28 protein-coding genes and 2 pseudogenes are annotated in these 22676 nt (G+C 36.5%); 27 read left to right on the top strand and 3 right to left on the bottom strand.

The annotated features are described in order from the left end of the window. The first annotated feature begins 81 nt into the window (after nucleotides 1–81). The 19 genes and pseudogenes from A9178_RS06700 to A9178_RS06615 all read left to right on the top strand — a co-directional run bounded on the left by A9178_RS06700 (nucleotide 82) and on the right by A9178_RS06615 (nucleotide 14307). Nucleotides 82–972 carry a LysR family transcriptional regulator gene (locus A9178_RS06700; protein WP_068673569.1) on the top strand — a complete coding sequence of 297 codons (891 nt, stop codon included), beginning with the start codon at nucleotides 82–84 and terminating at the stop codon, nucleotides 970–972. Nucleotides 973–1137: 165 nt separating this feature from the next. Then, entirely contained in the window at nucleotides 1138–1926 is a 789-nt protein-coding gene (locus A9178_RS06695) for an amino acid ABC transporter ATP-binding protein (RefSeq protein WP_068673567.1), read from the top strand. Between the two features lie 29 nt (nucleotides 1927–1955). Further along, nucleotides 1956–2954, top strand: a complete 999-nt coding sequence (locus A9178_RS06690) for an LLM class flavin-dependent oxidoreductase (protein ID WP_068673565.1) — start codon at nucleotides 1956–1958, stop codon at nucleotides 2952–2954. Nucleotides 2955–2981: 27 nt separating this feature from the next. After that, on the top strand, nucleotides 2982–3653 hold the full coding sequence (locus A9178_RS06685; RefSeq protein WP_156520714.1) for an amino acid ABC transporter permease: 672 nt from the start codon (nucleotides 2982–2984) through the stop codon (nucleotides 3651–3653). A gap of 34 nt (nucleotides 3654–3687) precedes the next feature. Beyond that, complete coding sequence (locus A9178_RS06680) at nucleotides 3688–4473, top strand: transporter substrate-binding domain-containing protein (RefSeq protein ID WP_068673561.1); 786 nt, start codon at nucleotides 3688–3690, stop codon at nucleotides 4471–4473. Between the two features lie 57 nt (nucleotides 4474–4530). Beyond that, on the top strand, nucleotides 4531–5307 hold the full coding sequence (locus tag A9178_RS06675; RefSeq protein ID WP_068673559.1) for a transporter substrate-binding domain-containing protein: 777 nt from the start codon (nucleotides 4531–4533) through the stop codon (nucleotides 5305–5307). Nucleotides 5308–5330: 23 nt separating this feature from the next. After that, nucleotides 5331–6659, top strand: a complete 1329-nt coding sequence (locus tag A9178_RS06670; protein WP_068673557.1) for an LLM class flavin-dependent oxidoreductase — start codon at nucleotides 5331–5333, stop codon at nucleotides 6657–6659. 22 nt (nucleotides 6660–6681) lie between these two features. Beyond that, nucleotides 6682–6939, top strand: coding sequence for a glutaredoxin family protein (locus A9178_RS06665; protein WP_068673555.1), 258 nt, complete (start codon nucleotides 6682–6684; stop codon nucleotides 6937–6939). A 56-nt stretch (nucleotides 6940–6995) separates the two neighbouring features. Continuing rightward, complete coding sequence (gene ssuE, locus A9178_RS06660; protein WP_068673553.1) at nucleotides 6996–7535, top strand: NADPH-dependent FMN reductase; 540 nt, start codon at nucleotides 6996–6998, stop codon at nucleotides 7533–7535. Between the two features lie 278 nt (nucleotides 7536–7813). Beyond that, nucleotides 7814–8470 carry a cysteine hydrolase family protein gene (locus tag A9178_RS06655; RefSeq protein ID WP_082918120.1) on the top strand — a complete coding sequence of 219 codons (657 nt, stop codon included), beginning with the start codon at nucleotides 7814–7816 and terminating at the stop codon, nucleotides 8468–8470. 113 nt (nucleotides 8471–8583) lie between these two features. After that, complete coding sequence (locus A9178_RS06650; protein ID WP_068673549.1) at nucleotides 8584–9936, top strand: sodium-dependent transporter; 1353 nt, start codon at nucleotides 8584–8586, stop codon at nucleotides 9934–9936. An 85-nt stretch (nucleotides 9937–10021) separates the two neighbouring features. Then, complete coding sequence (locus tag A9178_RS06645; RefSeq protein ID WP_068673547.1) at nucleotides 10022–10696, top strand: metal-dependent hydrolase; 675 nt, start codon at nucleotides 10022–10024, stop codon at nucleotides 10694–10696. Nucleotides 10697–10929: 233 nt separating this feature from the next. Continuing rightward, complete coding sequence (locus A9178_RS06640; RefSeq protein WP_068673545.1) at nucleotides 10930–11247, top strand: PadR family transcriptional regulator; 318 nt, start codon at nucleotides 10930–10932, stop codon at nucleotides 11245–11247. Next, nucleotides 11244–11966, top strand: a complete 723-nt coding sequence (locus tag A9178_RS06635; protein WP_068673543.1) for a DUF2812 domain-containing protein — start codon at nucleotides 11244–11246, stop codon at nucleotides 11964–11966. The genes A9178_RS06640 and A9178_RS06635 overlap by 4 nt, the downstream gene beginning before the upstream one ends. Before the next feature lie 67 nt (nucleotides 11967–12033). Next, on the top strand, nucleotides 12034–12333 hold the full coding sequence (locus A9178_RS06630; protein WP_068673541.1) for a hypothetical protein: 300 nt from the start codon (nucleotides 12034–12036) through the stop codon (nucleotides 12331–12333). Between the two features lie 288 nt (nucleotides 12334–12621). Next, nucleotides 12622–13254 (top strand): LysE family translocator, encoded by a 633-nt coding sequence (locus tag A9178_RS06625; protein WP_068673539.1) that lies wholly within the window; start codon nucleotides 12622–12624, stop codon nucleotides 13252–13254. 47 nt (nucleotides 13255–13301) lie between these two features. Continuing rightward, nucleotides 13302–13403 (top strand): annotated as a pseudogene (locus A9178_RS19295) (class A beta-lactamase); the annotation flags it as partial. Between the two features lie 251 nt (nucleotides 13404–13654). Further along, entirely contained in the window at nucleotides 13655–13855 is a 201-nt protein-coding gene (locus tag A9178_RS06620) for a helix-turn-helix transcriptional regulator (protein ID WP_068673537.1), read from the top strand. Then, entirely contained in the window at nucleotides 13852–14307 is a 456-nt protein-coding gene (locus A9178_RS06615; protein WP_068673535.1) for a hypothetical protein, read from the top strand. Before A9178_RS06620 ends, A9178_RS06615 begins: the two co-directional genes overlap by 4 nt. 233 nt (nucleotides 14308–14540) lie before the next feature. On the opposite strand, the pseudogene A9178_RS18595 reads toward A9178_RS06615, so the two are convergent. Continuing rightward, nucleotides 14541–14667, bottom strand: a pseudogene (locus tag A9178_RS18595) (RNA polymerase sigma factor); the annotation flags it as partial. A 100-nt stretch (nucleotides 14668–14767) separates the two neighbouring features. Between A9178_RS18595 and A9178_RS06610 the strand changes: the two are divergent. Together A9178_RS06610 and A9178_RS06605 are read left to right on the top strand one after the other, a co-directional pair. Continuing rightward, on the top strand, nucleotides 14768–15052 hold the full coding sequence (locus A9178_RS06610; RefSeq protein WP_068673533.1) for a hypothetical protein: 285 nt from the start codon (nucleotides 14768–14770) through the stop codon (nucleotides 15050–15052). Nucleotides 15053–15120: 68 nt separating this feature from the next. Next, entirely contained in the window at nucleotides 15121–15300 is a 180-nt protein-coding gene (locus A9178_RS06605; protein ID WP_068673531.1) for a DUF6440 family protein, read from the top strand. Between the two features lie 268 nt (nucleotides 15301–15568). Here the strand turns inward: A9178_RS06605 and A9178_RS06600 are convergent, their stop codons facing one another. Then, the gene (locus A9178_RS06600; RefSeq protein ID WP_068673529.1) at nucleotides 15569–16915 is read right to left on the bottom strand and encodes an alkaline phosphatase; all 1347 of its coding nucleotides are present in this window, start codon (nucleotides 16913–16915) and stop codon (nucleotides 15569–15571) included. Between the two features lie 211 nt (nucleotides 16916–17126). Between A9178_RS06600 and A9178_RS06595 the strand changes: the two genes are divergently transcribed. From A9178_RS06595 to A9178_RS06575, 5 genes are all read left to right on the top strand, one after another. Further along, nucleotides 17127–17606, top strand: coding sequence for a GNAT family N-acetyltransferase (locus tag A9178_RS06595; protein WP_068673527.1), 480 nt, complete (start codon nucleotides 17127–17129; stop codon nucleotides 17604–17606). 255 nt (nucleotides 17607–17861) lie between these two features. Then, nucleotides 17862–18338 carry a DUF2975 domain-containing protein gene (locus tag A9178_RS06590; RefSeq protein ID WP_068673526.1) on the top strand — a complete coding sequence of 159 codons (477 nt, stop codon included), beginning with the start codon at nucleotides 17862–17864 and terminating at the stop codon, nucleotides 18336–18338. A 10-nt stretch (nucleotides 18339–18348) separates the two neighbouring features. After that, nucleotides 18349–18570, top strand: a complete 222-nt coding sequence (locus A9178_RS06585; RefSeq protein ID WP_068673524.1) for a helix-turn-helix domain-containing protein — start codon at nucleotides 18349–18351, stop codon at nucleotides 18568–18570. A 39-nt stretch (nucleotides 18571–18609) separates the two neighbouring features. Next, entirely contained in the window at nucleotides 18610–19434 is an 825-nt protein-coding gene (locus A9178_RS06580) for a DUF817 domain-containing protein (protein ID WP_068673522.1), read from the top strand. 615 nt (nucleotides 19435–20049) lie between these two features. Next, entirely contained in the window at nucleotides 20050–20850 is an 801-nt protein-coding gene (locus A9178_RS06575; protein WP_068673674.1) for an undecaprenyl pyrophosphate synthase, read from the top strand. A gap of 106 nt (nucleotides 20851–20956) precedes the next feature. Here the strand turns inward: A9178_RS06575 and A9178_RS06570 are convergent, their stop codons facing one another. Beyond that, on the bottom strand, nucleotides 20957–21823 hold the full coding sequence (locus tag A9178_RS06570; RefSeq protein WP_068673672.1) for a YitT family protein: 867 nt from the start codon (nucleotides 21821–21823) through the stop codon (nucleotides 20957–20959). A 204-nt stretch (nucleotides 21824–22027) separates the two neighbouring features. On the opposite strand from A9178_RS06570, the gene A9178_RS06565 reads away from it, so the two are divergent. Further along, nucleotides 22028–22588: a sugar O-acetyltransferase gene (locus A9178_RS06565; protein ID WP_068673520.1), complete on the top strand. Its 561-nt coding sequence runs from the start codon at nucleotides 22028–22030 to the stop codon at nucleotides 22586–22588. Nucleotides 22589–22676 lie beyond the last annotated feature (88 nt).

Raw genomic sequence — 22676 nt, 5'->3', positions numbered from 1 at the left:
TGCCTCAAGAAACTTAACACGAGAATTAACCATAGTAAATTGATATAATTAATATTATTTATTCACGGGGGGAGAATTTAGATGAATATTCAAAACCTAGAGGCTTTTGTTTTTGTCAATCATTTTGGGAGTGTAAATAAGGCTGCGAAGACATTATTTCTGTCTCAGCCATCTGTTTCTTCACGTATTCAATCGTTGGAGCGGGAGTTGGACGTGAAACTTTTTGAACGGGTTGGTAAAAGACTTATATTAACGAATGAAGGTAAGGAATTTTTACCATATGCAGAGTTGATTATTCAATCCTATAAAAATGGAAAAAAACGATTAAAGGATAATGCGACCACGGATCAATTAGTGATTGGCTGTACAGGGCTTATTGCGAATTATTTAATACCTCATGTGTTACCGAAATTTAAACAACAACACCCAAATGTACAGATTAAATTGATTACAGGTACGACCGAGGTAATAGAAAATAAAGTATTAAATTGTGAGGTAGATATTGGTTTTGTTCGCTCCAGCTCGCATATTTCCATCCATAAAACAAAGGTACTTGAAAGCCCGATTTGCTTATTTGTTCAACCGACGCACCCATTTGCTCAAATGGAAAGTATACATGTAGATGAACTGGCGGAACAGCCAATTGTATTTTATGAATGTGGTTCACTAGATTGGACGATGATTACAAACTTATTTAAAAACCTTCATCACAAGCCAAACATTGCTTATGAAGTGGATAGTTTAGAAACGGCAAAAGGGTTAATTTTAAATCATGCTGGAGTAGGTTTTTTACCGGAGATTTGTGTTCGTAAAGAAGTTGTATCTGGAAAACTAGTAATGATTAATTTACCAGTTGTATCTAATGTATGTTTGAAAACGCAAATGATTTTTTATCGTCAGGAAAAGCCGGTATATTATGATGAACTATTCCAACTATCAAAGGCTCAAGGGGAAATGGTATTTAATGATTAGACTAACCTATATAGAACTTTTCTATAAGTAAAGGGATAAATATCTATAACTCAGCCTATTGTTGGCAGTTTAAAAGAATGCTATACTAATATTCAACTTATAAAACCAAGTAAATCGGTTGGTATACTCATGAAAGAATTCACAACAATAAAAAGGTGGATGTCTATGATAAAAGTATCAAATATACGGAAGAGTTTTAAGGATAACGTCGTATTGAAGGACATTAGTTTTAATGTAAACAAAGGAGAAGTGGTCGTCATTATAGGGCCCTCTGGTTCTGGGAAATCTACACTTTTACGTTGTTTAAATTTTTTAGAAAAGGCTGATGGTGGAAAAATTGAAATAGGTGATGTTGCGGTAGATGTAAAGCAGGCAAATCGAGCAGCAGTCAGCAAACTACGAATGCAAACATCTATGGTTTTTCAGCATTACAATCTATTTAAAAATAAAACGGCATTAGAGAATGTGACCCATCCTTTAGTTGTAGCAAAAAAGATGAAGAAAGATGATGCTAAACAAATGGGAAGGGATTTACTAAAGCAAGTCGGAATATTAGAAAAGGAAAATCAATATCCGATTTCCTTATCTGGTGGACAGCAACAAAGGGTTGGGATAGCAAGAGCACTTGCTGTGAACCCGTATGCCATTCTCTTCGATGAACCGACTTCTTCTCTTGATCCGGAATGGGTGGGAGAAGTACTTCGGGTCATTTCAGGAATTGCCAACAAACAAAAGACAATGATTATTGTTACGCATGAAATGAACTTTGCTCGTGAAATAGCGGATAAGGTCATTTTTATGGCAGATGGAGTGATTGTGGAACAGGGGACGCCAAAGGAAATATTTGATCATCCAACAATGGAACGAACGAAGCAATTTTTAAAGGATTTTCATAGACAAACGGAAGTTCATCATGAATTTTATGGGGAAAATACTAAGGCAATGCTTATGTGATTTTTTAGAGGAAAAGAGGGGAAATAGAAATGGATTACAAATTAGGCATACTTGATCAAAGTCCAATTTTTCCGGGGAAGTCAGCTGTGGATGCTTTACAAAGTTCAATTAATCTTGCACAACATGCAGAGAAATGGGGATATCATCGTTTCTGGGTTTCGGAACATCATCAATCTGACGATGTAGCGGGAGTTTCACCTGAAGTGTTGATTTCACATTTACTAGCCAAAACGTCATCTATCAAACTTGGTTCAGGCGGTGTCATGCTGCAACATTATAGTCCATATAAAGTTGTTGAAAACTTCCACCTTTTAGCAACACTCGAACCAGGGAGAGTAGAGCTTGGGTTAGGAAAAGCGCCAGGTGGATTTTCACTATCCACGAAAGCATTACGTTACGGAGCTACTGGGAGTGACATTGATTTTGACGAAAGATTACTTACGTTACAGAAATTGGTCCATAATTCGTTAGATGAAACCCATCCGTTATTTGGCGTAAAAGCATTACCAAGACCAAAAGAAGTATTGCCTACCTTTCTTTTAGGTGCCAGTACAAACAGTGCGAAACTTGCAGCGGAATTAGGTATGAATTTTGTGTTTGCAAGATTTTTGAATGGAAGCGACTCTATCTTAGATGAAGCTGTTAAAGTTTATCGTGATATTCATCCTAAAGGGAAGTTTATCGTTTCTGTCGCTACATTTGCCGCGGCTTCACAGGATGAGGCAGAGGAAGAGGCTCGCAATTATAAGATATTTAAAATTACGCTTAGCAGTGGTCGTTCCGTTTCTGTGCAATCGCCTGAGCAAGTTGAAGAATTCCGGAAACAAACAGATGAGCCGTTTGAAGTAACAGAACGAGAAGTGGAAATGATTGCTGGAACCCCTACGTTTGTAAAAGAAGAGTTAGATTGGTTAGCGGATGCTTATCAGATTGATGAGTTCATCTTGCATACGCCAATTTTAAATGAAGAAAAACGTTTGAAGTCATTTGAGTTGTTAGGTCATTTGAGTTTGCAAAGTGTTGAATAGTTGTAATGGATGAAGGAGGTGTTTCTATTGAATATTGATCTCGGTTATGTAATTGAAATTATTCCAGAGTTACTTAAATATTTGCCAATCACATTATATATAACGATTATTTCTATGATGATTGCGGTTATTATTGGTGTTATTCTTTCTATCATCCTCGTAAATAAAGTGCCAGTTGTTTTGCATTTAGCAAAAATATATATATCCTTTTTCAGAGGGACGCCCATCCTTGTTCAGCTATTAATGATTTATTTTGGACTTCCACAGATATTCCCGATTTTTAATGAATTGGGGGCTGGAGCTGCGGCGATTGCTGCTTTTAGTTTAAATACATCAGCATATTTAGCTGAGATTTTCCGGGCTGGGTTAGAGTCTGTAGATAGGGGGCAGGCAGAAGCTGCCACATCAGTAGGGATGAGTTATGCCCAAGCGATGAGGGGAATCATTTTACCACAGGCCGTCCGAAATGCGTTACCAGCTACAGGAAATATGTTCATTGGTCTCATTAAAAATTCATCCTTAGCCTTTACGATTGGGGTTACAGAATTATTAGCACAAGGGAAATTGCTTGCATCGGCGAACTTGAGGTTTTTTGAAGCATATTTGGCGGTGGGACTTATCTATTGGATCATTACCTTCTTATACAGTCAGTTGCAGGGATGGTATGAACAGCGAATTAGTAAACCGTATCAAGTATAATGTCATTCATTCATGATTCAAAGGGGATAAATAAATGAAAAAATTGATATTCTTTTCGGCATTATTTCTGTTTTTGGTAACGGGATGTGGAGAAAGTGCTAGTACCGAAGAATCCGGCAGTGCATCTGAGGATAAAGTCATTAAGGTAGGGGCAGTACCTGATGGTTTTCCACATACTTTTAAGGAAGATGAAGAGATTAAGGGTTTTATTGTGGATGTTTTCTATGCTATTTTTGAAAAAATGGGCTATGAAGTGGAATGGGTGTTAACGGATTGGAATGGAGTTTTAGCTAACCTGCAATCTGGAAAAGTGGATACGGCCATTAACTTTGCCGCAACAAAAGAAAGAGCAGAAGAGTATCATTTCACAGATCCTTATTATAACTCGAAAGCAGTCGTTGCTACAGCGAAAGATAACCCTAAGATTCAGTCATTAGATGATTTAAAGGGGAAGCAATTGGCAAGTATTATGGGAACAAACTTTGAAAATGTGTTAAAAGAAAATTATCCAGAAGAAAATTACGAACTTATTATTTATGAATCGAATGATGTTGTTTTGACAGATGTTACATCAGGAAAGGTAGATGGATTTATCTACGGAAGAGAACAATTGCTGGCGCAAATTAGTCAAAAAGACATTCCGCTTCAAATTGTAGGAGAGCCATTCGGGGATCAACCAGTTGCTTTACCATTTCAAAAAACGGAGGAAAATGATGCATTGATTTTAGAAATTAATCAAACGATAGAAGAGCTTATAGAGGATGGGACATTTTCCGAGATATCTATGAAATGGTTTGATGTGGATTTGTTAGAAGATTAAAAAGTAAACTATATAAAGCATCGTGTCACTAATTCATGATTTAAGGGAGAAAAATAGATGAAAAAATTAACGATATTGATTAGTACGATACTCGTGTTCTTTTTAGTAGGTTGCGCAAGTAGTGGAGGGGCCCAGTCATCCGGCGAAAAGGTTATAAAAATAGGAGCGGGGCCAGACGGTTATCCACAGTATTTCAAAGAAGATGGTGAGTTAAAAGGTTTTAGTGTAGATGTTATTACAGCAATTTTTGACCATATCGGTTATGAAATAGAGTGGGTGTTAACCGATTGGAATGGAATATTAGCGAATTTGGAGTCCGGTAAAGTGGAAACAGTGGCCAATTTTGCTGCAACTGAAGAAAGAGGACAGAAGTATCATTTCACGGACCCTTATTATAGCTCAAAGACAGTAATCGCTACTGGTAAAGAAAACAATAGTATTCAGTCGTTGGATGATCTAAATGGAAAACAAGTAGCCAATGTATTGGGATCAAACTATGAAAATGTTTTAAAAGAAACATACCCAGATGATCATTATGAAATCGTTACGTATGAGTCTAACGATGTTATTTTTACCGAAGTTGCCAATGGGAAAATAGATGCTTTTGTATCCGGAAGAGAGATTTTGCTAGCACAAATTAACGAAAAGGGCATCCCTTTAGAGGTTGTTGGAGAGCCGTTTGGGGATCAGCCTGTTGCACTACCTTTTAAAAAGACAGAAGAAAACGATGCTTTCATTTTAGAGATTAATCAAGCGTTAGAGGAGCTTAAAGAAGACGGAACGATATCTGAACTCTCTGAGAAATGGTATGGGATGGATTTACTAGAGAAGTAACATAAAAGAAGGAAGTGGGTAACATGTCTAAAAAAAATATTAAACTTGGGATCTTGATTCAAGGTCCGGGCGGCCATATGAATTCATGGAAATCTGAGGATGTCCCTGTTGATGGGAGTATTAACTTTAACCATTATGTATCTATTACAAAGAAGGCAGAGGAAGCGGGATTTGGCTTTGTGTTTATTGCGGATGGATTACACATTAATGAAAAATCGATTCCTCATTTTTTAAATCGATTTGAACCATTGACGTTGTTATCCGGACTTGCAGCGGTCACGGAAAAAATTGGATTGGTTGGGACGGTCTCGACAACGTACAGTGAACCATTTAATATTGCGCGTCAATTCGCTTCATTGGATAAAATTTCAGGTGGCCGTGCTGGATGGAATGTTGTAACGTCTCCACTGGAAGGCAGTGCATCCAATTTTAATAAAGGAAATCATCCAGAGCATTCTTTACGTTATAAAATGGCGGATGAATATTTGGAAGTCGCAAAAGGGTTATGGGATTCTTGGGAAGATGATGCATTTGTAAGAAATCGCGAAACAGGTGAATTCTTCAGGCAAGATAAGATGCATCGATTAAATCATAAAGGGGAATTTTTTACGGCACAAGGGCCATTGAATATTGATCGCTCCGCACAAGGGCAGCCAGTTGTTTTCCAGGCTGGTGCATCGAAAACAGGTAGAGCCTTTGCCGCAAAACACGGAGAAGCTATTTTTACACATTCTACTACATTAGAAGCTGGGCAGGAATATTACCGGGATGTGAAAGCCCAAGTTGTACAAAATGGTAGAAAAGCAGAAGAGGTTCTGATATTACCGGCATTATCACCAATCGTCGGAGCGACGGAAGAAGAAGCTTTACAGAAGTATAATGAAATTAAAAACTTATTACGTATTGAGGAAGCATTGAATTATCTAGGGCGTTACTTTGATCACTTTGATTTCAGTGCCTATTCACTTGATGCCCCTTTCCCAGAAATTGGCGACGTCGGGAAAAATAGTTTCCAATCAACTACAGATGAAATTAAGAGAATGGCTAAAAAAGAAAACTTAACATTACGGGAAGTGGCTTTACGAGTAGCAACGCCAAAAGGTGATTTCTTCGGCACGTATGAACAAGTAGCTACCAAAATGATTGAGTGGGTGGAGAATCATGCTGCAGATGGATTTGTCCTAAGTATGCCAGTAATCGGTAAGCAATATGATGATTTTATCGGAAACGTTATTCCAATCTTAGAAAACAAAGGTTACTATAATCGAAACTACGAAAGTGACACATTACGAGGAAATTTAGGGCTACCAATACCAGAAAATCGTTATGTAAAACAATCTATTAAAAATTAAATTAATATAGGAGATGAAAATAATGGCAAAAGATGTATCTATTGTAGTATGGTCTAAGCAAGGATGTAGTTTTTGTAATGAGGTAAAAACGTATTTAGAGGAAAAAAATCTTCCTTATCAAAATATTGACGTAACGGAACATGATGATAGAAGAGATATTTTAGAAGCAAAATATGGGGTGCGTCATGTTCCGGTTGTGGAAATTGGCCAAGGGAATGCATTTAGAGCAGTAACGGAAGTCGGCATTGAGTATTTGGAAAAAGCTTTAGAAAACTACTAAACGTGTTATCCCTCTTTGTTAGGGATAACAATTATTAAAAAGAGAGGGGAATGGGCGTGAGTGATATTGTCATTATTTCAGGAAGTCCTTCTTCGATATCAAAATCGGAACGGATTCTTTATTATCTAGGGGACTTAGTGAAACGGGAAGGATTTTCGATTAAACAAATATCGGTAAAAGGTGTCGATGCGAAAGACTTACTTTTTGGAAACTTTGAAAGTCCAGAAATTAAGGAAATTGCAAGGCGATTAGAGCTAGCTAAAGGTGTTATCGTTGGGTCCCCAGTGTACAAAGCTTCTTACTCAGGTGTGTTAAAAGCATTATTTGACATACTTCCGCAAGATGTATTACAAGACACTCCAGTACTTCCAGTGATGACAGGTGGGAGCCCATCCCATCTACTAGCATTGGAATATGCCTTGAAACCCCTACTGGCATCTGTAAAAGGTCAAAGCTTAAAAGGGCTTTATTTTCAGGATAGCCAGTTAGATATGTCAACGGACAATCCGATTGTTGACGAGGATATGCTAAATCGTACGAATAAACAACTTAAATATTTTTTAGGGAAAATAAGACAGGAACAACCTGTTTTTTAAGGGAGTACCTAATGAATAACGGATAAAAACGCTCAGAAAAATCTGGGCGTTTTTGATATGATATTTACTAGCAGGCTATTAATCATTCAATCCCTTTCCATTATTTTGAAGTTCTTTAGGAATGATGGATTCGGAGGTCAAACAAGAAAAAATGTTTAGGTGTAAAAGGGAAGCGACTAGTAAGGAAAGGGAAAGTCTCTATATCTCATTATTTTAATCTAGCGGATAAATCCGGTACAATGAATGTAGGATCAAAAATGGGGAAGGGGGAAGACCGTTTGGATCTTGCCAAGACTGCACTTTTATTAATTGATCTTCAAAAAGAAGAGGGCACTTCAGAAATTGAAGATATGGATGGAATTCTTGATCGAGCATCTAATCTGATTGAGGAATGTAGAGAAAAAGGGGTGCCGATTATCTATACACGACATATTAATCGAGCGGATGCAGTTGGACTGGCTGCTGGTGAACCGTTAGACGAAAATGGTGAACCAATTTATTACCATTCTCATTCTAGTTCGATTGAAATTGCAGATGAGATTAAACCTGAACAGGGCGATATTATTATTGATAAATACCGCTATAGCGGGTTTTATGAATCTAATTTAGAATTGGTGCTTAAAAATCTTCATATTAAGCATTTAATCATTGGTGGCGTTCTGACAGATTGTTGTGTTATGTCAACCGTAATGGATGCATATTATCGGGATTACCAGGTGAATTTAGTGAGGGATATTTGTGGAACAACGTCAGAAGGAGCTCACATGGCTTCTGTTTTAATGATGGCCAACTGGATATACAATCTACAAATCTATGATGCAGATCAAATTAGGAAAAAGTTGAATGATGAGACTTATGAAGTTTGGGAGACGGATGAACCAGATGAATTACCATTTACTCCTGAAAATCTAAGAAAGCAATTTTCTAAGCTTTAAAATAGAGCAGCATCACGTAAAAAATTGCTATCATAACAAATGAAATACATAGTATATGCTTTCTTTGATTCGTTTCAATAAACGGACATAACTTTCATAACAAGGAGAAAATAATGAAACAAAATCACGAACAATGGACTTCAAAACTTGGATTTATATTAGCAACTGCTGGTTCAGCAATTGGTCTAGGAGCTATCTGGAAATTCCCTTATATGGCAGGAGTTTCTGGTGGCGGAGCATTCTTTTTCATCTTTTTAATTTTTACGTTATTTGTTGGAATGCCAATCTTACTGGCGGAATTCATTATTGGGCGGGGTTCACAGAAGGATGCGGTAAGAGCGTATACTACCTTTGCACCGAATACGAATTGGCATTTTATCGGTATATTAGGAATGGTCACCTGTTTTATTCTTCTCTCTTTTTATAGCGTTGTTGGCGGGTGGATTCTTCTCTATCTTGTTCAAACGTTAGTAGGTAATTTATCTGGACACCCTGATAACAAGTATGGGGCATTATTTAATGACTTTATAGCCGATCCTTTATTTGCAATGGTTGCTCAATTCATTTTTATGGCAATCACCATTATCGTTGTATCAAAAGGGATTCAAAAAGGGATTGAACGTACAAGTAAAATTATGATGCCAGCATTATTTATTGCATTTATTATTTTAATTATTCGTTCCTTAACACTGGATAATGTGAGTGAAGGAATTTCTTTTTTTCTTTATCCTGATTTTTCTAATTTAAATTCAAAAACAATTTTATTTGCATTAGGACAATCTTTCTTCTCTATTAGTGTAGGGGTTTCCGTCATGGTGACATACAGTTCTTATCTACCCAAAAAGGAAGATTTACCTAAATCTGCATTTATGATTGTTATGATGAATATCTTTATCTCACTTTTGGCTGGTTTAGCAATCTTCCCTGCCGTATTTTCTTTCGGATTTGAACCTGCAGAAGGTCCGGGGTTATTGTTTGTCGTTCTACCTGCTGTATTCGACAAAATGCCATTTGGAGCATTTTTTCTATTTGTCTTCCTTTTACTGTTCTTATTTGCAACGTTAACCTCAGCATTTTCTATGTTAGAGATTATTGTTGCAGCCGTTACAAAAGGAAAGTTAGCCAAACGAAGGAGAGTAACTTGGATTACGGGTATACTCATTTTTATCGTAGGTATCCCAGCTGCATTATCTTCTGGGGTATTAAGTGAGTTTACACTTTTTGGTAAAACAATGTTTGATTTATCCGATTACCTCGTATCCAATATATTAATGCCATTAGGCGCTTTATTCATTTCGATTTTTGTTTCGTTTAAAATTCCAAAGAAGGTTTTATTGGAGGAAATAAGTTCAGGGTCTAAATTTGGTAAAAAATTGTTTGCAGTTTGGTTTTTAATTATCCGATACGTCGCACCTGTTGCAATTATTATTGTATTTTTAGATGTAATTGGTGTTTTGAAGTTATAAAGCTGAAAGTTATTTATGAAAACAGCTGCTGAGAGAAATGTGCTTTGATGACTAAATTTTTAACAGCAACAAGAGAGGTGACAACATGAAAGGTCGAACACATTTAACGGTCGGGTTAGGAATAGGAGCAGTAGCATCCATTAGTCATACAATTGATACAATACCTGTCATTTTAGTAGCGTCAGGTGTTGCTTCTCTTGCTCCTGATTTAGATGGCAATAATCTGTTAAATAAAGGAGTAACGAAGACAGCTAAACAAATTAAAAAGGGTGGAGTATTTCTTGCTGGAATATTGATGGTATTGTCTTTGCTAACCCTTCTTTTAGACATAAATTCCTTGTATTACCTAGATGAAAGCTGGTTTAATCAACAAAATAAACTCCTTCTTTTGGGATGGGGAGCGGTTATTTTAGGATTTTCCCTAAGGAGTCAAGAAACTTTGAAAAATATCCTGATGAGCATCATAGGTTTGCTCCTTCTATACTATGCCACAACAAATGAGTTGGGCTGGTTAGTGATGTTTGCCTTATACATTGGGGTTGTTGGGTGGTTTGCACACCGTGGCCCAACACATACCATTTGGGCATTAATTTACTGGTGGTATATGTCCTATTTATTAGAAGTTAACATCGAAGTCGATGGTTTGGCTCTTATTTCTACGATAGCTTATCTTTCACATATTGTCGGTGATATGCTAACGAAAAGAGGGGTTAAATTTCTGTATCCACTTATTAACAAAGTATTCCGGTTCCGTATTTAAAGTTGATACCTCTCGTTATGGCGAGGGGTATCCTGTTAGCTAAAGCAAGAGTGTTCTGTTCTGTATACTTAGATTTAGGGAAAGGCCCATTGTAGGTCTTTTTTTATTTAAAAAATATCACATATTAATATATCAAATTATGATATAACTATAGACATATATATCACATCATGATATATTGTTTTTAGATATATATCACTTTATGATATACCTTAAAAATAGAGGGTGATGGGTTGAAGAAAACGGAGCAATTGACAGATTCAATGTTTTATATCATGGCTGCTTTAACTAAACCAAGGCATGGTTACGCTATTATGAACTTAATTGAAGAAACAACAAATCGAGCAATTAGTGTAGGTCCTGCTTCCATGTACACGATTATTAAAAAGTTATTAAAACAAGAGTTGATTTATTTATTTGATGAATCTGATTCAAGACGCAAAACATATCTGCTTACTGAAAAGGGGAAAGAAGTGTTAGAAGAGGAATTAATTATAAGGAAATTAATGATTCAATTAGCAGAGACTGGACTCGAGGAGGGTGAACAATGAGACAAACAAAGTATATTACCTCAGGTGGGTTAGCTTTTTCTGAGGAGAAGGACATGGAAAAGTTACGCCGCTATTCTTTGAAAGGCTGGCATGTCAGTGATTTTAAGTTTATGGGATATACACTTGAAAAAGGGGAAAGTTCAGATTATATCTACAGTATAGATTATCGTTTATTAAAAGAAGGGGAAGAAGAAGAATACTTTGACTTCTTTTCATCTTCTGGGTGGTCGCATGTTACCTCAGAAGGAAATATTCATTTATTTCGGGCACTCCCTAATACAAAACCAATTTATACGGACCGGGAGACAACGGTTGAAAAGTATAAAAATTCAAGTGATTCCATGAAAAAATTGGCAATTCCATTTGTTTTCATAACAATACTCCTATGGCTTGGAGCAATAATAAGTTCTGGTAGCTTAAAAACAATCCTTCTCTCAGTAGCTGCTATTCTTAGTATATTTGCCATCCCAACAGCCATGACTGTAATCGCAACATACAATAACCAGTGGAAGGTAGAAGGAAGAAGAGGATTAGTCAATCTAGTGAAGATGATACTATTTCTTCTCTTATTAGTTGTGGTTATCATTTTGTTATTTGTTTATGGGACGGGGAATACAGTTAGTATCTTAACTTCTGGGATGATTGGAGCGATTGCACTTCCAACTGCTATTTGGGTCGTCATGTCTATTTATCATAAAGTCGGGGGAAGACGAGGGTAAAGTAGACAAGGTATTGAGTTAAATTAACAGGGAGAGAGTCGAACAAGTAATAAATGGAGGAGATCATATGGAAATTGAGGTATCTGGTTTAGGTAACGGTTTAATCTTTTTAGCCATAGGATTAGCTCTTATGGGATATTTTGTCGGAAAAGGATTGCAGAATGTTGGCCATCCAGAAAAAGGTTATAAATATAATCTTTTAATAAAAGAAAGTGATTTGGAATTTTATCTAAACCTAAATAAAAATGAGATTGAAGAATTATTGAGAAAGTATCCGAATGCGCCGAAAATAGAGTTAAATGGAACAAATTATTATTCATATAAACAATTTATGGAATGGGTTTCTACAATTGAGACTTTCAAATAATGACGTGTTGATTTATGTAACTTAAGAAGAGGTAATAGCATATTAGATACTAATTGAACTAGTATAAAAGGATCGTTTACATACGATCTTTTTTTGTACCCCGCCTTTCAGAAAATTACTATATACAACTAACTAATACGCTTCTAAATAAGGAATGCATCTTTTAAAACATGAACTCTTTATTGTAAAAACAAAAAAAGATTAACTAATAATTATAATGATATTTGTATAAATATTCACATTTTTATGATATGATAGAACCTACTCTTTTACGAAGGTGTGAGGTTTATGACACTGTTTTTTACATATATCATAGCTGGGCTTGCTGTTGCAATGCCAGTTGGGGCAATTACAGTAGAAATGACAAAACAAGGTCTTAAAAATGGATTTATGCACGGCTGGGTTGTTGGATTAGGAGGAATGACCATTGACTTCTTTTTGATTTTAGCGCTCTATTTGGGACTAGCCTCTATTCTCCAACTACCTTTTATTCAAATTCCTATGTGGTTAATTGGTGCGGTATTCTTGTTACTAATCGGATATGATTCGATTAAGAATGCGGACAAAGATATTACATTGTCCGGGGAAAAACCGAATAAATCATTATGGTCTACTTATCGTAATGGGTTTCTTGTTGCCATTTCACCAGGGAATATTGTTTTCTGGTTAAGTGTATTTGGGGCAGTATTAACTAACTCGTATAATGCAGCTGAACCAACCAACTTTTTAGTTATCGCAGCAGGAGTTTTAACAGGAATTTTATTACATGATATAGGATTATTAACCATTGTGGCGACAACTAGAAAAGTAATGAGCCATTCCATGATTAAAGGTTTTTCTATCATAGCAGGATTAGTATTAATGGGTTTTGCAGGTTATTTTGTTTATCAGTTTTTTGTAGCGATAACAGGTGTTATATAAATATAAGTTATTCCATAGAGGGAACTATTACGGTATAAGCCATAATAATCGTCATTGCGATTATGTCCCGCCATGAAACGGAAGATGCCGAATATGATGATGCACTGATTGCACAAGCTGCCAAGATAGCACTTAACTCCCTAAAGTAAGTGCGAAAAGTGGGATAGGGAAAGTAATTAGTTTGTAAAATAAAATGAGTATAGGGATGATTATTCCTACTAGTTTCATTATTTGGGAAGGGGTACGAATCTATATACTATCTAAAATAAATATAAGTTTGGCCATTGAGTAATCCTCGATGGCCTGTTTTTATAATATCACTAGTTTGACTTTTCTCTAAAGTTAATGTAAGATATAAATTGCATAAGTAAGATATATATTGCATAAAACAGGTGAGTTTATGAAAAATAACGTGAAAATAATGCGAATGAAAATGTCGATGACACAAGAACAATTAGCCAAACGAGTGGGAGCTACGAGGCAAACGATTGGACTAATTGAGAAAGGAGAATATAATCCAAGTCTTCAGCTATGCGTAGCAATTGCCAAAGAGTTAAATAAAACGTTAGATGATTTATTTTGGGAGGAGAATTTGTTATGAAATCTTGGATATCCTTTTTATTGCCAGATGATGAGTATAAGGAAAAAAAGATGTTGTATTTTTTTTCAGAAGGAGCGATAATTCTTTTCCTTTCTCTCCTTATCATGATAATCTGTACTTATTTTTTTACTATTAACGTTGGAACTGCACTATTACTGGCAATAGCTATATTTCTCTTTTATGTAACGGGAAGGTATGTAATATCTGGCATGGAATATACAGATATTGCAACAGAACATTCTTACAAGAAAGAGATAAAAAATATCTATAGTAGAACATGTAGTTTTGCTTTTATTTATTTGCTGCTTTACCTAATTTTTGTAGGTATACCAGGTGATCGAAGTGATTGGACAGGAATGTTAGGATTATTAATAAGTGTTGGTTTTATATCGTTTATCACTAATTACATTTCGTTAAGGCGTTCCTATCATAAAAATAAGGAATTGTTATAATGAGAGTTTGAATAAGCAATTTGAAAAAAGTCAAATTTAGTGAATTTGGCTTTTAGTTTTGACTGGCTGATTCTATTATTTTATTTAGCCCACTAGTCGTATTCAACACAAGTTTCTACTGCTGGTGATAACCACTCTATTCATTACAATCTTTTTGATTGCTTCTATACTCCATAATTCCATAGTTTGAAAGACGTCGATATTGTGTTTTAAGAGATAGTTTTCAAACATTCTCCGGTAACTAAAGAACCATGGACGTATGTTACTATCTGTCAGATTGTCTAGCAGTGTGTACACTTTGTAAAAGGTGTTGTGAATGATATCTTCCGCATCTTCTTTTTTGGTTCCTTTCGTAAGTAAACACTAAGTAATATTTGTAACAGAAGGGAGAGGTGAAGGTGAAACTTTTTCATCAAGTATTCGTATAAAAAGTAGTAGTAAAAAGGAAGGATGTAAATAAATGGAGTACACGATATTAAGTATAACTTTTCTAATAGTATTTATAGTCATTTCTTTGTTGATGAAGGTAGTTCGGTTAGAAGGTCGTATAAAGACTATACAATACAGTTTAGATCAATTAGCAAATTTATCGGAAGGATCTGAACCTCCAGTAAATGATGATTTGCGTAAACTAATTAGAGAAGGAAAAGATGTAAAAGCTGTTAAAAAAGCAAGGGAAAGTTTAGGTCTTTCATTGATTGAAGGAAAGAACTATATCGATAAATTAAAAATGGAAGATAAGTAATTCTTCTTTGTAATGCATTGTTTATCAATTCGATTTGTATATAAGAAGTATAGAGGGGGAGTAGAATAATGAATAAAAAACGTTTTGAAGTTATTTATACTCAGGGAACGCTAGAGCAATTTAGAATTATTCGTGATAATGAGACAGGTGTCCTGTATATGTTAAATCATACCGGTGCTGGAAGTGGGTTAACCGTTATGGTGGACCAAGATGGGAAACCTTTAGTAGATGAGGATTTTGAAAAATAGTAAAAAAAGATAGGAAAGCAGAGAGTTAGAGTTAAATTTCCGTTTCCCTGTTTATTATTTTAAGGAATGTACGAGAGGTTTAGCAAGTTGCATTAATACTGGATTAATAGATTATAGTATCGAATTAAGTGATGTGATTAATGGATTTAGTCCAACAAGTATTAAATGAAGCGGTACAATTAACGAATGATAGGATAAGTGATATGGTAACAGCGCCCCACATGATAGATATCATCTAACATGTGGGGCGCTGTTTATGGAATTCTTCCTATTTTAATTTCATCGTTTCTGCAATCATTTTTGGTAAATCCGTATTATCATGGAATCCTACAAATTTTTGTGATTGAGGTCCATATACATAAAGCGGGATATCTACACCAGTATGATTGGTGCTTGTCCAACCAACACTTGCATGTTCACTTATGACAGTATTAATTGCTAGGGCAGTATCCTCTGCATCTTGAATAGTTTGGACTTGTTGTTCGGATAAAGTAAGTCCAGTATGCCCTTCTACTACTTCACGAATATTCGAGCGTTCTTCGTTTAACTGACTAGCCATGGAATCTCCTGTAGCTTTCACATTTTTTAATACATCGGCATTCAAGTCCATAGATCCATTTGCTCCAGTAGTCATTCCACCTGTATCATGGTCACCACCAACTACAACTAAAGTCTTTCCATCCTTTTTAGCAAATTCGATTGCTTTTTCAACCGCTTCTTCAAAAGCTGCTACATCTGACATAGCCCAAGCAGAATCATTAGCATGTCCTGCCCAGTCAATTTGGCTACCTTCCACAACTAGGAAAAAGCCATCTTTATCTTCATCTAAAACATCTATTGCTTTCTCTGTCATTTCCGCAATACTAGGTTCATTTGTATCACCGCGATGTAATTCAGGTGCAAGAGCCTCATCGGCAAATAAACCTAGTAATCTATCTCCATCTTCCACATTTAAATCTTTTACATTTGTTAATTCATCACGAGTCTCTACCAATTGAAAACCTTGTTCTTCCGCTTGAGCTAGTAGATTAAGTTCTTCTTGTTTTCCCCCTTCAGAGGCTGGTAGAAAGTTATTTTTTCCGCCACCAAGGATGACATCTACATCACTTTCAATAAATTGTTTTGCAATTTCTGTTTCCTTATTCCTGTCATCCACATGTGCAGCAAATGAGGCAGGAGTAGCATGGGTAACCGTTGAAGTGGCTACTAATCCTGATGATCTGCCATCTTTTTCAGCGGCTTCTAGAATCGATTCAATTTTATTACCATCCGTATCAAGTCCAATTACACCATTATTTGTTTTGGTCCCCGTTGCCATCGCTGTACCAGCAGCTGCAGAATCAGTAATGTCAGAGTTCGCTGAATTCGTTGTATACATCCCTTTTAAATGGCTATCCCAAATGGCATCTTCGCCTTTGAACACACGATAATTCGCAGCATAATCACTACTAAAACCATCTGGAATCATATATATCACATTTTCTACTTTTCCATTATCTCCATTTCCTTTCCCTTTCCCAGCATTTTCTGGTTTTGCGGCATCTGCTGTCCCCAAGCTTAGACCGGAAAATACAAGAGCCCCACTTAATGCTATAGTGCCTAGTTTTTTAAACATTTTTTATCTCTCCTTTTCCAAAATCTATTACATTTATAGTTTAATAGACAAATATTGATAGAGAGTTAATAGAAAGTTAATCGTTTATAAAGAATTTTCATACAAATTATCCAGTACTTTTTGATTAGAATTGTAGAGGATTCTGTTAAAATACCTTTTCCAATATGCTACTATTACTTGTATAAAGGTATGTGATAGGGAGGATAATACCGTGTATATTCGCGAAATCGAAGAAAAGGATAATCAAACAATGGAGCATATTATTAAACGCTCCTTGGAATCATTTGAATTAAACATTCCTGGAACAGCGTATTTTGACCCCGAACTGAGTAGGTTAGCACAGTTTTACAAAAATCAAGCCAATGCGAACTATTGGGTAGTGGTAAATGAACAGGATGAAGTGGTAGGTGGTGTCGGTATCGCACCATTTGGCCAAAAGGAAGGGATATGTGAGCTACAAAAACTATACATTACACCTGAAGCACAAGGAAAAGGATTATCGAAGGAACTGATGAAAGTAGCACTTAATTTTGCTAAAGAGCACTATTCGTACTGTTACTTAGAAACATTAGAGAAACTCAAAACAGCTAATCTTCTTTACAGTAAGTTAGGTTTTAAACAACTGGAAAAACCTTTAGATGGTTCTGAGCATGGTGCTATGGATTCGTGGTATATAAAAGAATTAACCTAGAGATGGAGCATCGCCCTCATTTCTAGAATTTGGCCCACCAACAATAATTATAAGCCGTACAGTGGTTATGAACTGTAGGGCTTTTTCTCGTGCACTAAGAATAACTACATCGTAATAAGAAGGAATGTCTTTCACTCAAAATAAAAAAGTAATCTAATTACAATATAAATATAATTTTATTCAATAATTATTTATTGTAAAACGATAAATAACGTGTTAATATCAATTTGGAAATAATTTAGCGAGGTGTTTATTATGAAGCAAGTTTCAACATTCTTTTTAAAAATAGCTGTTTTTCTTCTGGGAATACCAGTTCTAGCTTTGGGCATATTTGGTCTAACTTGGTTAACTAATAATCCGGCCAATCCCGATTATGCCCATATACTATATCCGATTGTAATTTGTATATATGTAACGGTCATACCATATTTCATTGCATTGTCTCAGGCTTTTAAACTTTTAAGCTATATTGATAGGAGCCAAGCCTTCTCTGAACTGTCTGTTAAGGCTTTAAAAAACATCAAATTCTGTGCAATTACAATTAGTGGTTTATATGTGGTCATTTTGCCTTTTGTTTATGTCGTAGCAGAGCTAGATGATGCTCCAGGTCTTATCATTATTGGGATGCTCCCTATTTTTGCTTCCGTAGTAATCGCTGTATTCGCTGCTGTTCTTCAAAAACTATTAAAAGAAGCAATTGATATCCAATCTGAAAATGAATTAACGGTTTGAGGTGAGTAGTATGGCGATAATAATTAATATTGATGTAATGTTAGCAAAAAGGAAAATGAGCGTCACAGAACTATCGGAGAAAGTCGGAATAACAATGGCAAACCTTTCAATATTGAAAAATGGCAAGGCAAAAGCGGTTCGTTTTTCCACTTTGGAGGCAATTTGTAGGGCATTGGATTGCCAACCAGGGGATATTTTAGAATACAAAAGTGATGAAGAAACAGAAGGATAATAGATCAGTCACCGGAAAGGAAAAGGAGGGGAGTTACCTATGAATATAACCATTCAAAATAATACTCAGAAAAAAACGTTCAAGGCACAAATCCTTGGAGCATTCCAACAACTCGTTCGATTTGGTTGGGAGCAGGCCTTATCGTGTTTGTTTCCTGTTGTTATATTTTCTTCTTTGGCGATTACACAAATGATTCCATTACCATTTTTACCCCGTTATGATTGGTTACTCCTTATTTTTCTTTTGATGCAAATTTGGATGGTGCGTTCTGGACTGGAGACACGTGATGAATTAAAGGTTATTACCTTGTTTCACTTGATCGGACTTGCACTAGAAATATTCAAAGTACATATGGGCTCCTGGGCTTATCCCGAGGAAGGGTATTTCAAAGTTTTCGGAGTTCCATTATACAGCGGATTCATGTATGCAAGTGTTGTGAGTTATCTTTGTCAGGCATGGAGAAGATTAAAAATTGATCTGGTTAAGTGGCCACCTTTTTTTATGGTTGTTCCTCTTGCAGCTGCGATTTACTTAAACTTTTTCACCCATCATTATTGGATAGATATCCGTTATTGGTTAGCCGGACTTGTCATGATTGTTTTTTGGAAATCTTGGGTCACCTACGAGGTTGGTGGGACTTGTTATCGTATGCCCATCGCACTTTCTTTTGTTCTCATCGGATTTTTTATTTGGATAGCCGAAAATATCGCAACATTCTTTGGTGCATGGGAATATCCAAACCAAGCGGATGCTTGGAGTCTCGTTCATTTAGGAAAGGTGAGTTCATGGGTCTTATTAGTGATTGTTAGCTTTCTTATTGTGGCAACCTTGAAACAGGTGAAAGGGAAAATTCTTCGAGGGTAGAGACTGGTCCATTTTAATTGCAATATGGAGTTCAGAAGGCGACAAATGATTCTATTCAAAAACTCCTTGATGAATGCTCAAATGATGCGGATTCTTCTCTGTTAGCCTTGGTGAGTGACGGAATGGGCTGGGTTTATCCTCGTACCGGCACTCATAGTCATGATGAGTAGCGGAGTGAAGTGGAATTATTTTCGTACCGCCACTCATAGACATGATGAGTAGCAGAATGAAGTGGAATTATTTTCGTACCGGCACTCATAGGCATGATGAGTTGCGGAATGAGGTGGAACTATCTTTATACCGCCACTCATAGACATGATGAGTAGCGGAATGAAGTGGAATTATTTTCGTACCGGCACTCATAGGCATGATGAGTTGCGGAATGAGGTGGAACTATCTTTATACCGCCACTCATAGACATGATGAGTAGCGGAATGAGGTGGAACTATCTTTATACCGCCACTCATAGACATGATGAGTAGCGGAATGAAGTGGAACTATCTTCGTACCGGCACTCATAGGGATGATAAGTGATCTAATAATGTTCCATTCTGTCTTCATTCCCGGACAATGCTGAGAGTAGTTAGAGAAAACAATATTATGAAGGGAAAAAACATGTTTATGAAAATTCCTTTTTTCAATATAAAACCAAAAGAATCCTCCCATTATACGGAAGGTAAAATGCCTGATCATGTCGCTATCATTATGGATGGAAATGGTCGCTGGGCCCAGAAGCGGGGCATGCCGAGAGTTGCTGGTCACAATGAAGGGGTAGCTGCCGTTGTAAAAGCTGTCAAGGCAGCAGTCAAATACAAGGTGAAGGTTCTAACACTCTATACATTTTCTACGGAAAACTGGAAGCGTCCTAAGATTGAGATAGACTTTTTATTAAGACTTCCTAAGGAGTTTCTCCATCATTATTTGTCTGACCTTATATCCAATAATGTGCGTATGGTGGCGATTGGGGATATAGGAAATCTTCCAGACTCTACACGTGAAGCCATCCAGTATGCAATCGACCGTACCCGGGACAATGATGGGCTTCAACTGAATATTGCGATCAACTATGGAAGTAGAAATGAGATTCTGAATGCCGTGAAAGAAATTCTTGTGGATGTAAATGCTGGGAAATTGTCCTGTGATGAACTGGATGAACAGCAACTTTCAGGATACTTATACACGGCTGGTATGCCAGAGCCTGATCTGCTTATTCGCACTGGCGGGGAAAAACGCTTGAGTAATTTCCTTCTATGGCAGTTGGCTTATACGGAGTTCTGGTTCACTGATATACTATGGCCAGACTTTTCAGAGAAGGAATTTCTACAAGCATTGGAAGAATATCGGCAACGAAAGAGAAGATATGGCGGAATATATGTTAGTTCATATAGGGAGAAAAATGAAAAGGTCAGAAAGTAATATAATAAAGTGAAATCCGTTCAGTGGGGGATGAAAAGAAAACCCCCCACTGATTGAAGTTTCACCTTATCTCCCAAAGCGAAATCCAGTTATTTTAAATTAGATTCTACAGCTTCTGACCATAATACTTATCGAGTGAGAATCCACGACCCAAAATTTCAGATGCATTTACGAAAATGACGAATGTGGATGGTACCTCTTTTTGTAGTAGCTTTTTGAGCTGGACTGCTTCCTGTTGTTCTGTAACACAGAGAATCATCGTTTTATCTTGATTTGTATAGCCCCCTACAGAACGTACCTTTGTTAATCCACGGTCAATACTTTTATGGATAAGGTTTTGGATTTTTTCCTCTTCTTCTGTAATAATTAGAATTAATTTTGTAGCGGATGTGCGTAATTGTACGAAATCAATTGCTTTTCCGCAAATGTAAATCGTTAACAGGGCAAATAATGTTAGCTCCAGGTTAAAAACAATTATGGATCCAATTACGACAAGCCCATCCACGATAAATTGAGAATACCCGCTTGAAATCCCAGTGAACTTTTTCACGATTTGCGCAATTGCAGCTGTGCCACCCGTTGAGCCATTGCCCTTATAAACGATTCCTAGTCCCACGCCAAGTATAATCCCACCATATAAAGCTCCCAGAAATGGGTTGGTAACCGTTAGCGGGATATCCGTTGAAAGAAAGATAATAAAAGGAACCCAAAACGTTCCAACCAATGATTTCAAACTAAAGTCCTTTCCAATTGCAATCCAACCGATAAAAAAGATGGGAATATTAATGAGCGCTTGTGTCATGGCTGGGCTCCAGGCATACATTTCAAAAAGAATGGTACTAACCCCAGATATTCCTCCGGCTGCAAGTTTCGAGGGGAGAAAGAATATATTATAGGCTAAGCCAACAATCGTAGCGCCAATAAGAATATAAAGGTATTCAGTAACTGTTTTATTCCATTTTAACGTATTCATAATTAATTTCCCTTCCATCAAGATGCCACTCTCTACTTTATCATTGGGGAGGTGTGGAGTAAAGAAACCAAAGAAGGATTAACTGGCAAAAAACACAATGTCAGCTTACTTATAAAAGTGTACCTCATTAACTATTAAAACAAGTTCATCTCATGATATTATTTAATCAAGCTATTGATGTATGAAAGAAGGGGATTTTAAAAAATGAAAACGGAAAAAGAAAAAATGATAGCTGGTGAAATGTATAATCCTGCTGACCCAATTTTATTAAAGGAACGTAAGGATGCAAGGTGCAAAGTTAGAATATACAATCAAACGTTAGAAACAGAAGGGGAAAAACGAACAACTCTATTAAAGGAATTACTTGGCTCAACGGGAGAAAACCTATATATGGAGCCCAATATAAGATTTGATTATGGTTATAACATTCACGTAGGTGAAAACTTTTATGCAAACTTTGACTGCACCATTCTAGATGTATGTGAAGTACGGTTTGGGGATAATTGCATGCTTGGACCTAGTGTACAAATTTACACTGCAACACATCCTCTTCATCCAACCGAACGTAACTCAGGTATAGAATATGCAAAACCGATTACTATCGGGAACAATGTATGGATAGGTGGTAGTGCGGTAATTTGTCCAGGAGTAACGATAGGTAATAATGTTGTTGTTGCAGCCGGTGCAGTAGTTACTAAAAATGTACAGGACAATGTTGTAGTTGGTGGTAATCCGGCTAAAGTGATTAAAGAGATTGATATATAAGTTAGTTTAACGGATGAGATCCACGCACCACCGGAAAGGTTTCTCTCAGGCGACGGTACTAGCACGTCCTGTGCGTTGAAACCCCACA

This window comes from Oceanobacillus sp. Castelsardo (assembly GCF_001659985.1).
Lineage (GTDB): Bacteria > Bacillota > Bacilli > Bacillales > Amphibacillaceae > Oceanobacillus.
The sequence above is the reverse complement of the archived record's forward strand: the minus strand, read 5'-3'. Positions and strand labels throughout refer to the sequence as shown.

Bases quoted from the DNA above. Each gene is read 5' to 3' on its own strand.
- A9178_RS06700 (WP_068673569.1), top strand. From the start codon at position 82: ATGAATATTCAAAACCTAGAGGCTTTTGTTTTTGTCAATCATTTTGGG.
- A9178_RS06695 (WP_068673567.1), top strand. From the start codon at position 1,138: ATGATAAAAGTATCAAATATACGGAAGAGTTTTAAGGATAACGTCGTA.
- A9178_RS06690 (WP_068673565.1), top strand. From the start codon at position 1,956: ATGGATTACAAATTAGGCATACTTGATCAAAGTCCAATTTTTCCGGGG.
- A9178_RS06680 (WP_068673561.1), top strand. From the start codon at position 3,688: ATGAAAAAATTGATATTCTTTTCGGCATTATTTCTGTTTTTGGTAACG.
- A9178_RS06675 (WP_068673559.1), top strand. From the start codon at position 4,531: ATGAAAAAATTAACGATATTGATTAGTACGATACTCGTGTTCTTTTTA.
- A9178_RS06670 (WP_068673557.1), top strand. From the start codon at position 5,331: ATGTCTAAAAAAAATATTAAACTTGGGATCTTGATTCAAGGTCCGGGC.
- A9178_RS06665 (WP_068673555.1), top strand. From the start codon at position 6,682: ATGGCAAAAGATGTATCTATTGTAGTATGGTCTAAGCAAGGATGTAGT.
- A9178_RS06650 (WP_068673549.1), top strand. From the start codon at position 8,584: ATGAAACAAAATCACGAACAATGGACTTCAAAACTTGGATTTATATTA.
- A9178_RS06645 (WP_068673547.1), top strand. From the start codon at position 10,022: ATGAAAGGTCGAACACATTTAACGGTCGGGTTAGGAATAGGAGCAGTA.
- A9178_RS06635 (WP_068673543.1), top strand. From the start codon at position 11,244: ATGAGACAAACAAAGTATATTACCTCAGGTGGGTTAGCTTTTTCTGAG.
- A9178_RS06630 (WP_068673541.1), top strand. From the start codon at position 12,034: ATGGAAATTGAGGTATCTGGTTTAGGTAACGGTTTAATCTTTTTAGCC.
- A9178_RS06625 (WP_068673539.1), top strand. From the start codon at position 12,622: ATGACACTGTTTTTTACATATATCATAGCTGGGCTTGCTGTTGCAATG.
- A9178_RS06620 (WP_068673537.1), top strand. From the start codon at position 13,655: ATGAAAAATAACGTGAAAATAATGCGAATGAAAATGTCGATGACACAA.
- A9178_RS06615 (WP_068673535.1), top strand. From the start codon at position 13,852: ATGAAATCTTGGATATCCTTTTTATTGCCAGATGATGAGTATAAGGAA.
- A9178_RS06610 (WP_068673533.1), top strand. From the start codon at position 14,768: ATGGAGTACACGATATTAAGTATAACTTTTCTAATAGTATTTATAGTC.
- A9178_RS06605 (WP_068673531.1), top strand. From the start codon at position 15,121: ATGAATAAAAAACGTTTTGAAGTTATTTATACTCAGGGAACGCTAGAG.
- A9178_RS06600 (WP_068673529.1), bottom strand. From the start codon at position 16,915: ATGTTTAAAAAACTAGGCACTATAGCATTAAGTGGGGCTCTTGTATTT.
- A9178_RS06590 (WP_068673526.1), top strand. From the start codon at position 17,862: ATGAAGCAAGTTTCAACATTCTTTTTAAAAATAGCTGTTTTTCTTCTG.
- A9178_RS06585 (WP_068673524.1), top strand. From the start codon at position 18,349: ATGGCGATAATAATTAATATTGATGTAATGTTAGCAAAAAGGAAAATG.
- A9178_RS06580 (WP_068673522.1), top strand. From the start codon at position 18,610: ATGAATATAACCATTCAAAATAATACTCAGAAAAAAACGTTCAAGGCA.
- A9178_RS06575 (WP_068673674.1), top strand. From the start codon at position 20,050: ATGTTTATGAAAATTCCTTTTTTCAATATAAAACCAAAAGAATCCTCC.
- A9178_RS06570 (WP_068673672.1), bottom strand. From the start codon at position 21,823: ATGAATACGTTAAAATGGAATAAAACAGTTACTGAATACCTTTATATT.
- A9178_RS06565 (WP_068673520.1), top strand. From the start codon at position 22,028: ATGAAAACGGAAAAAGAAAAAATGATAGCTGGTGAAATGTATAATCCT.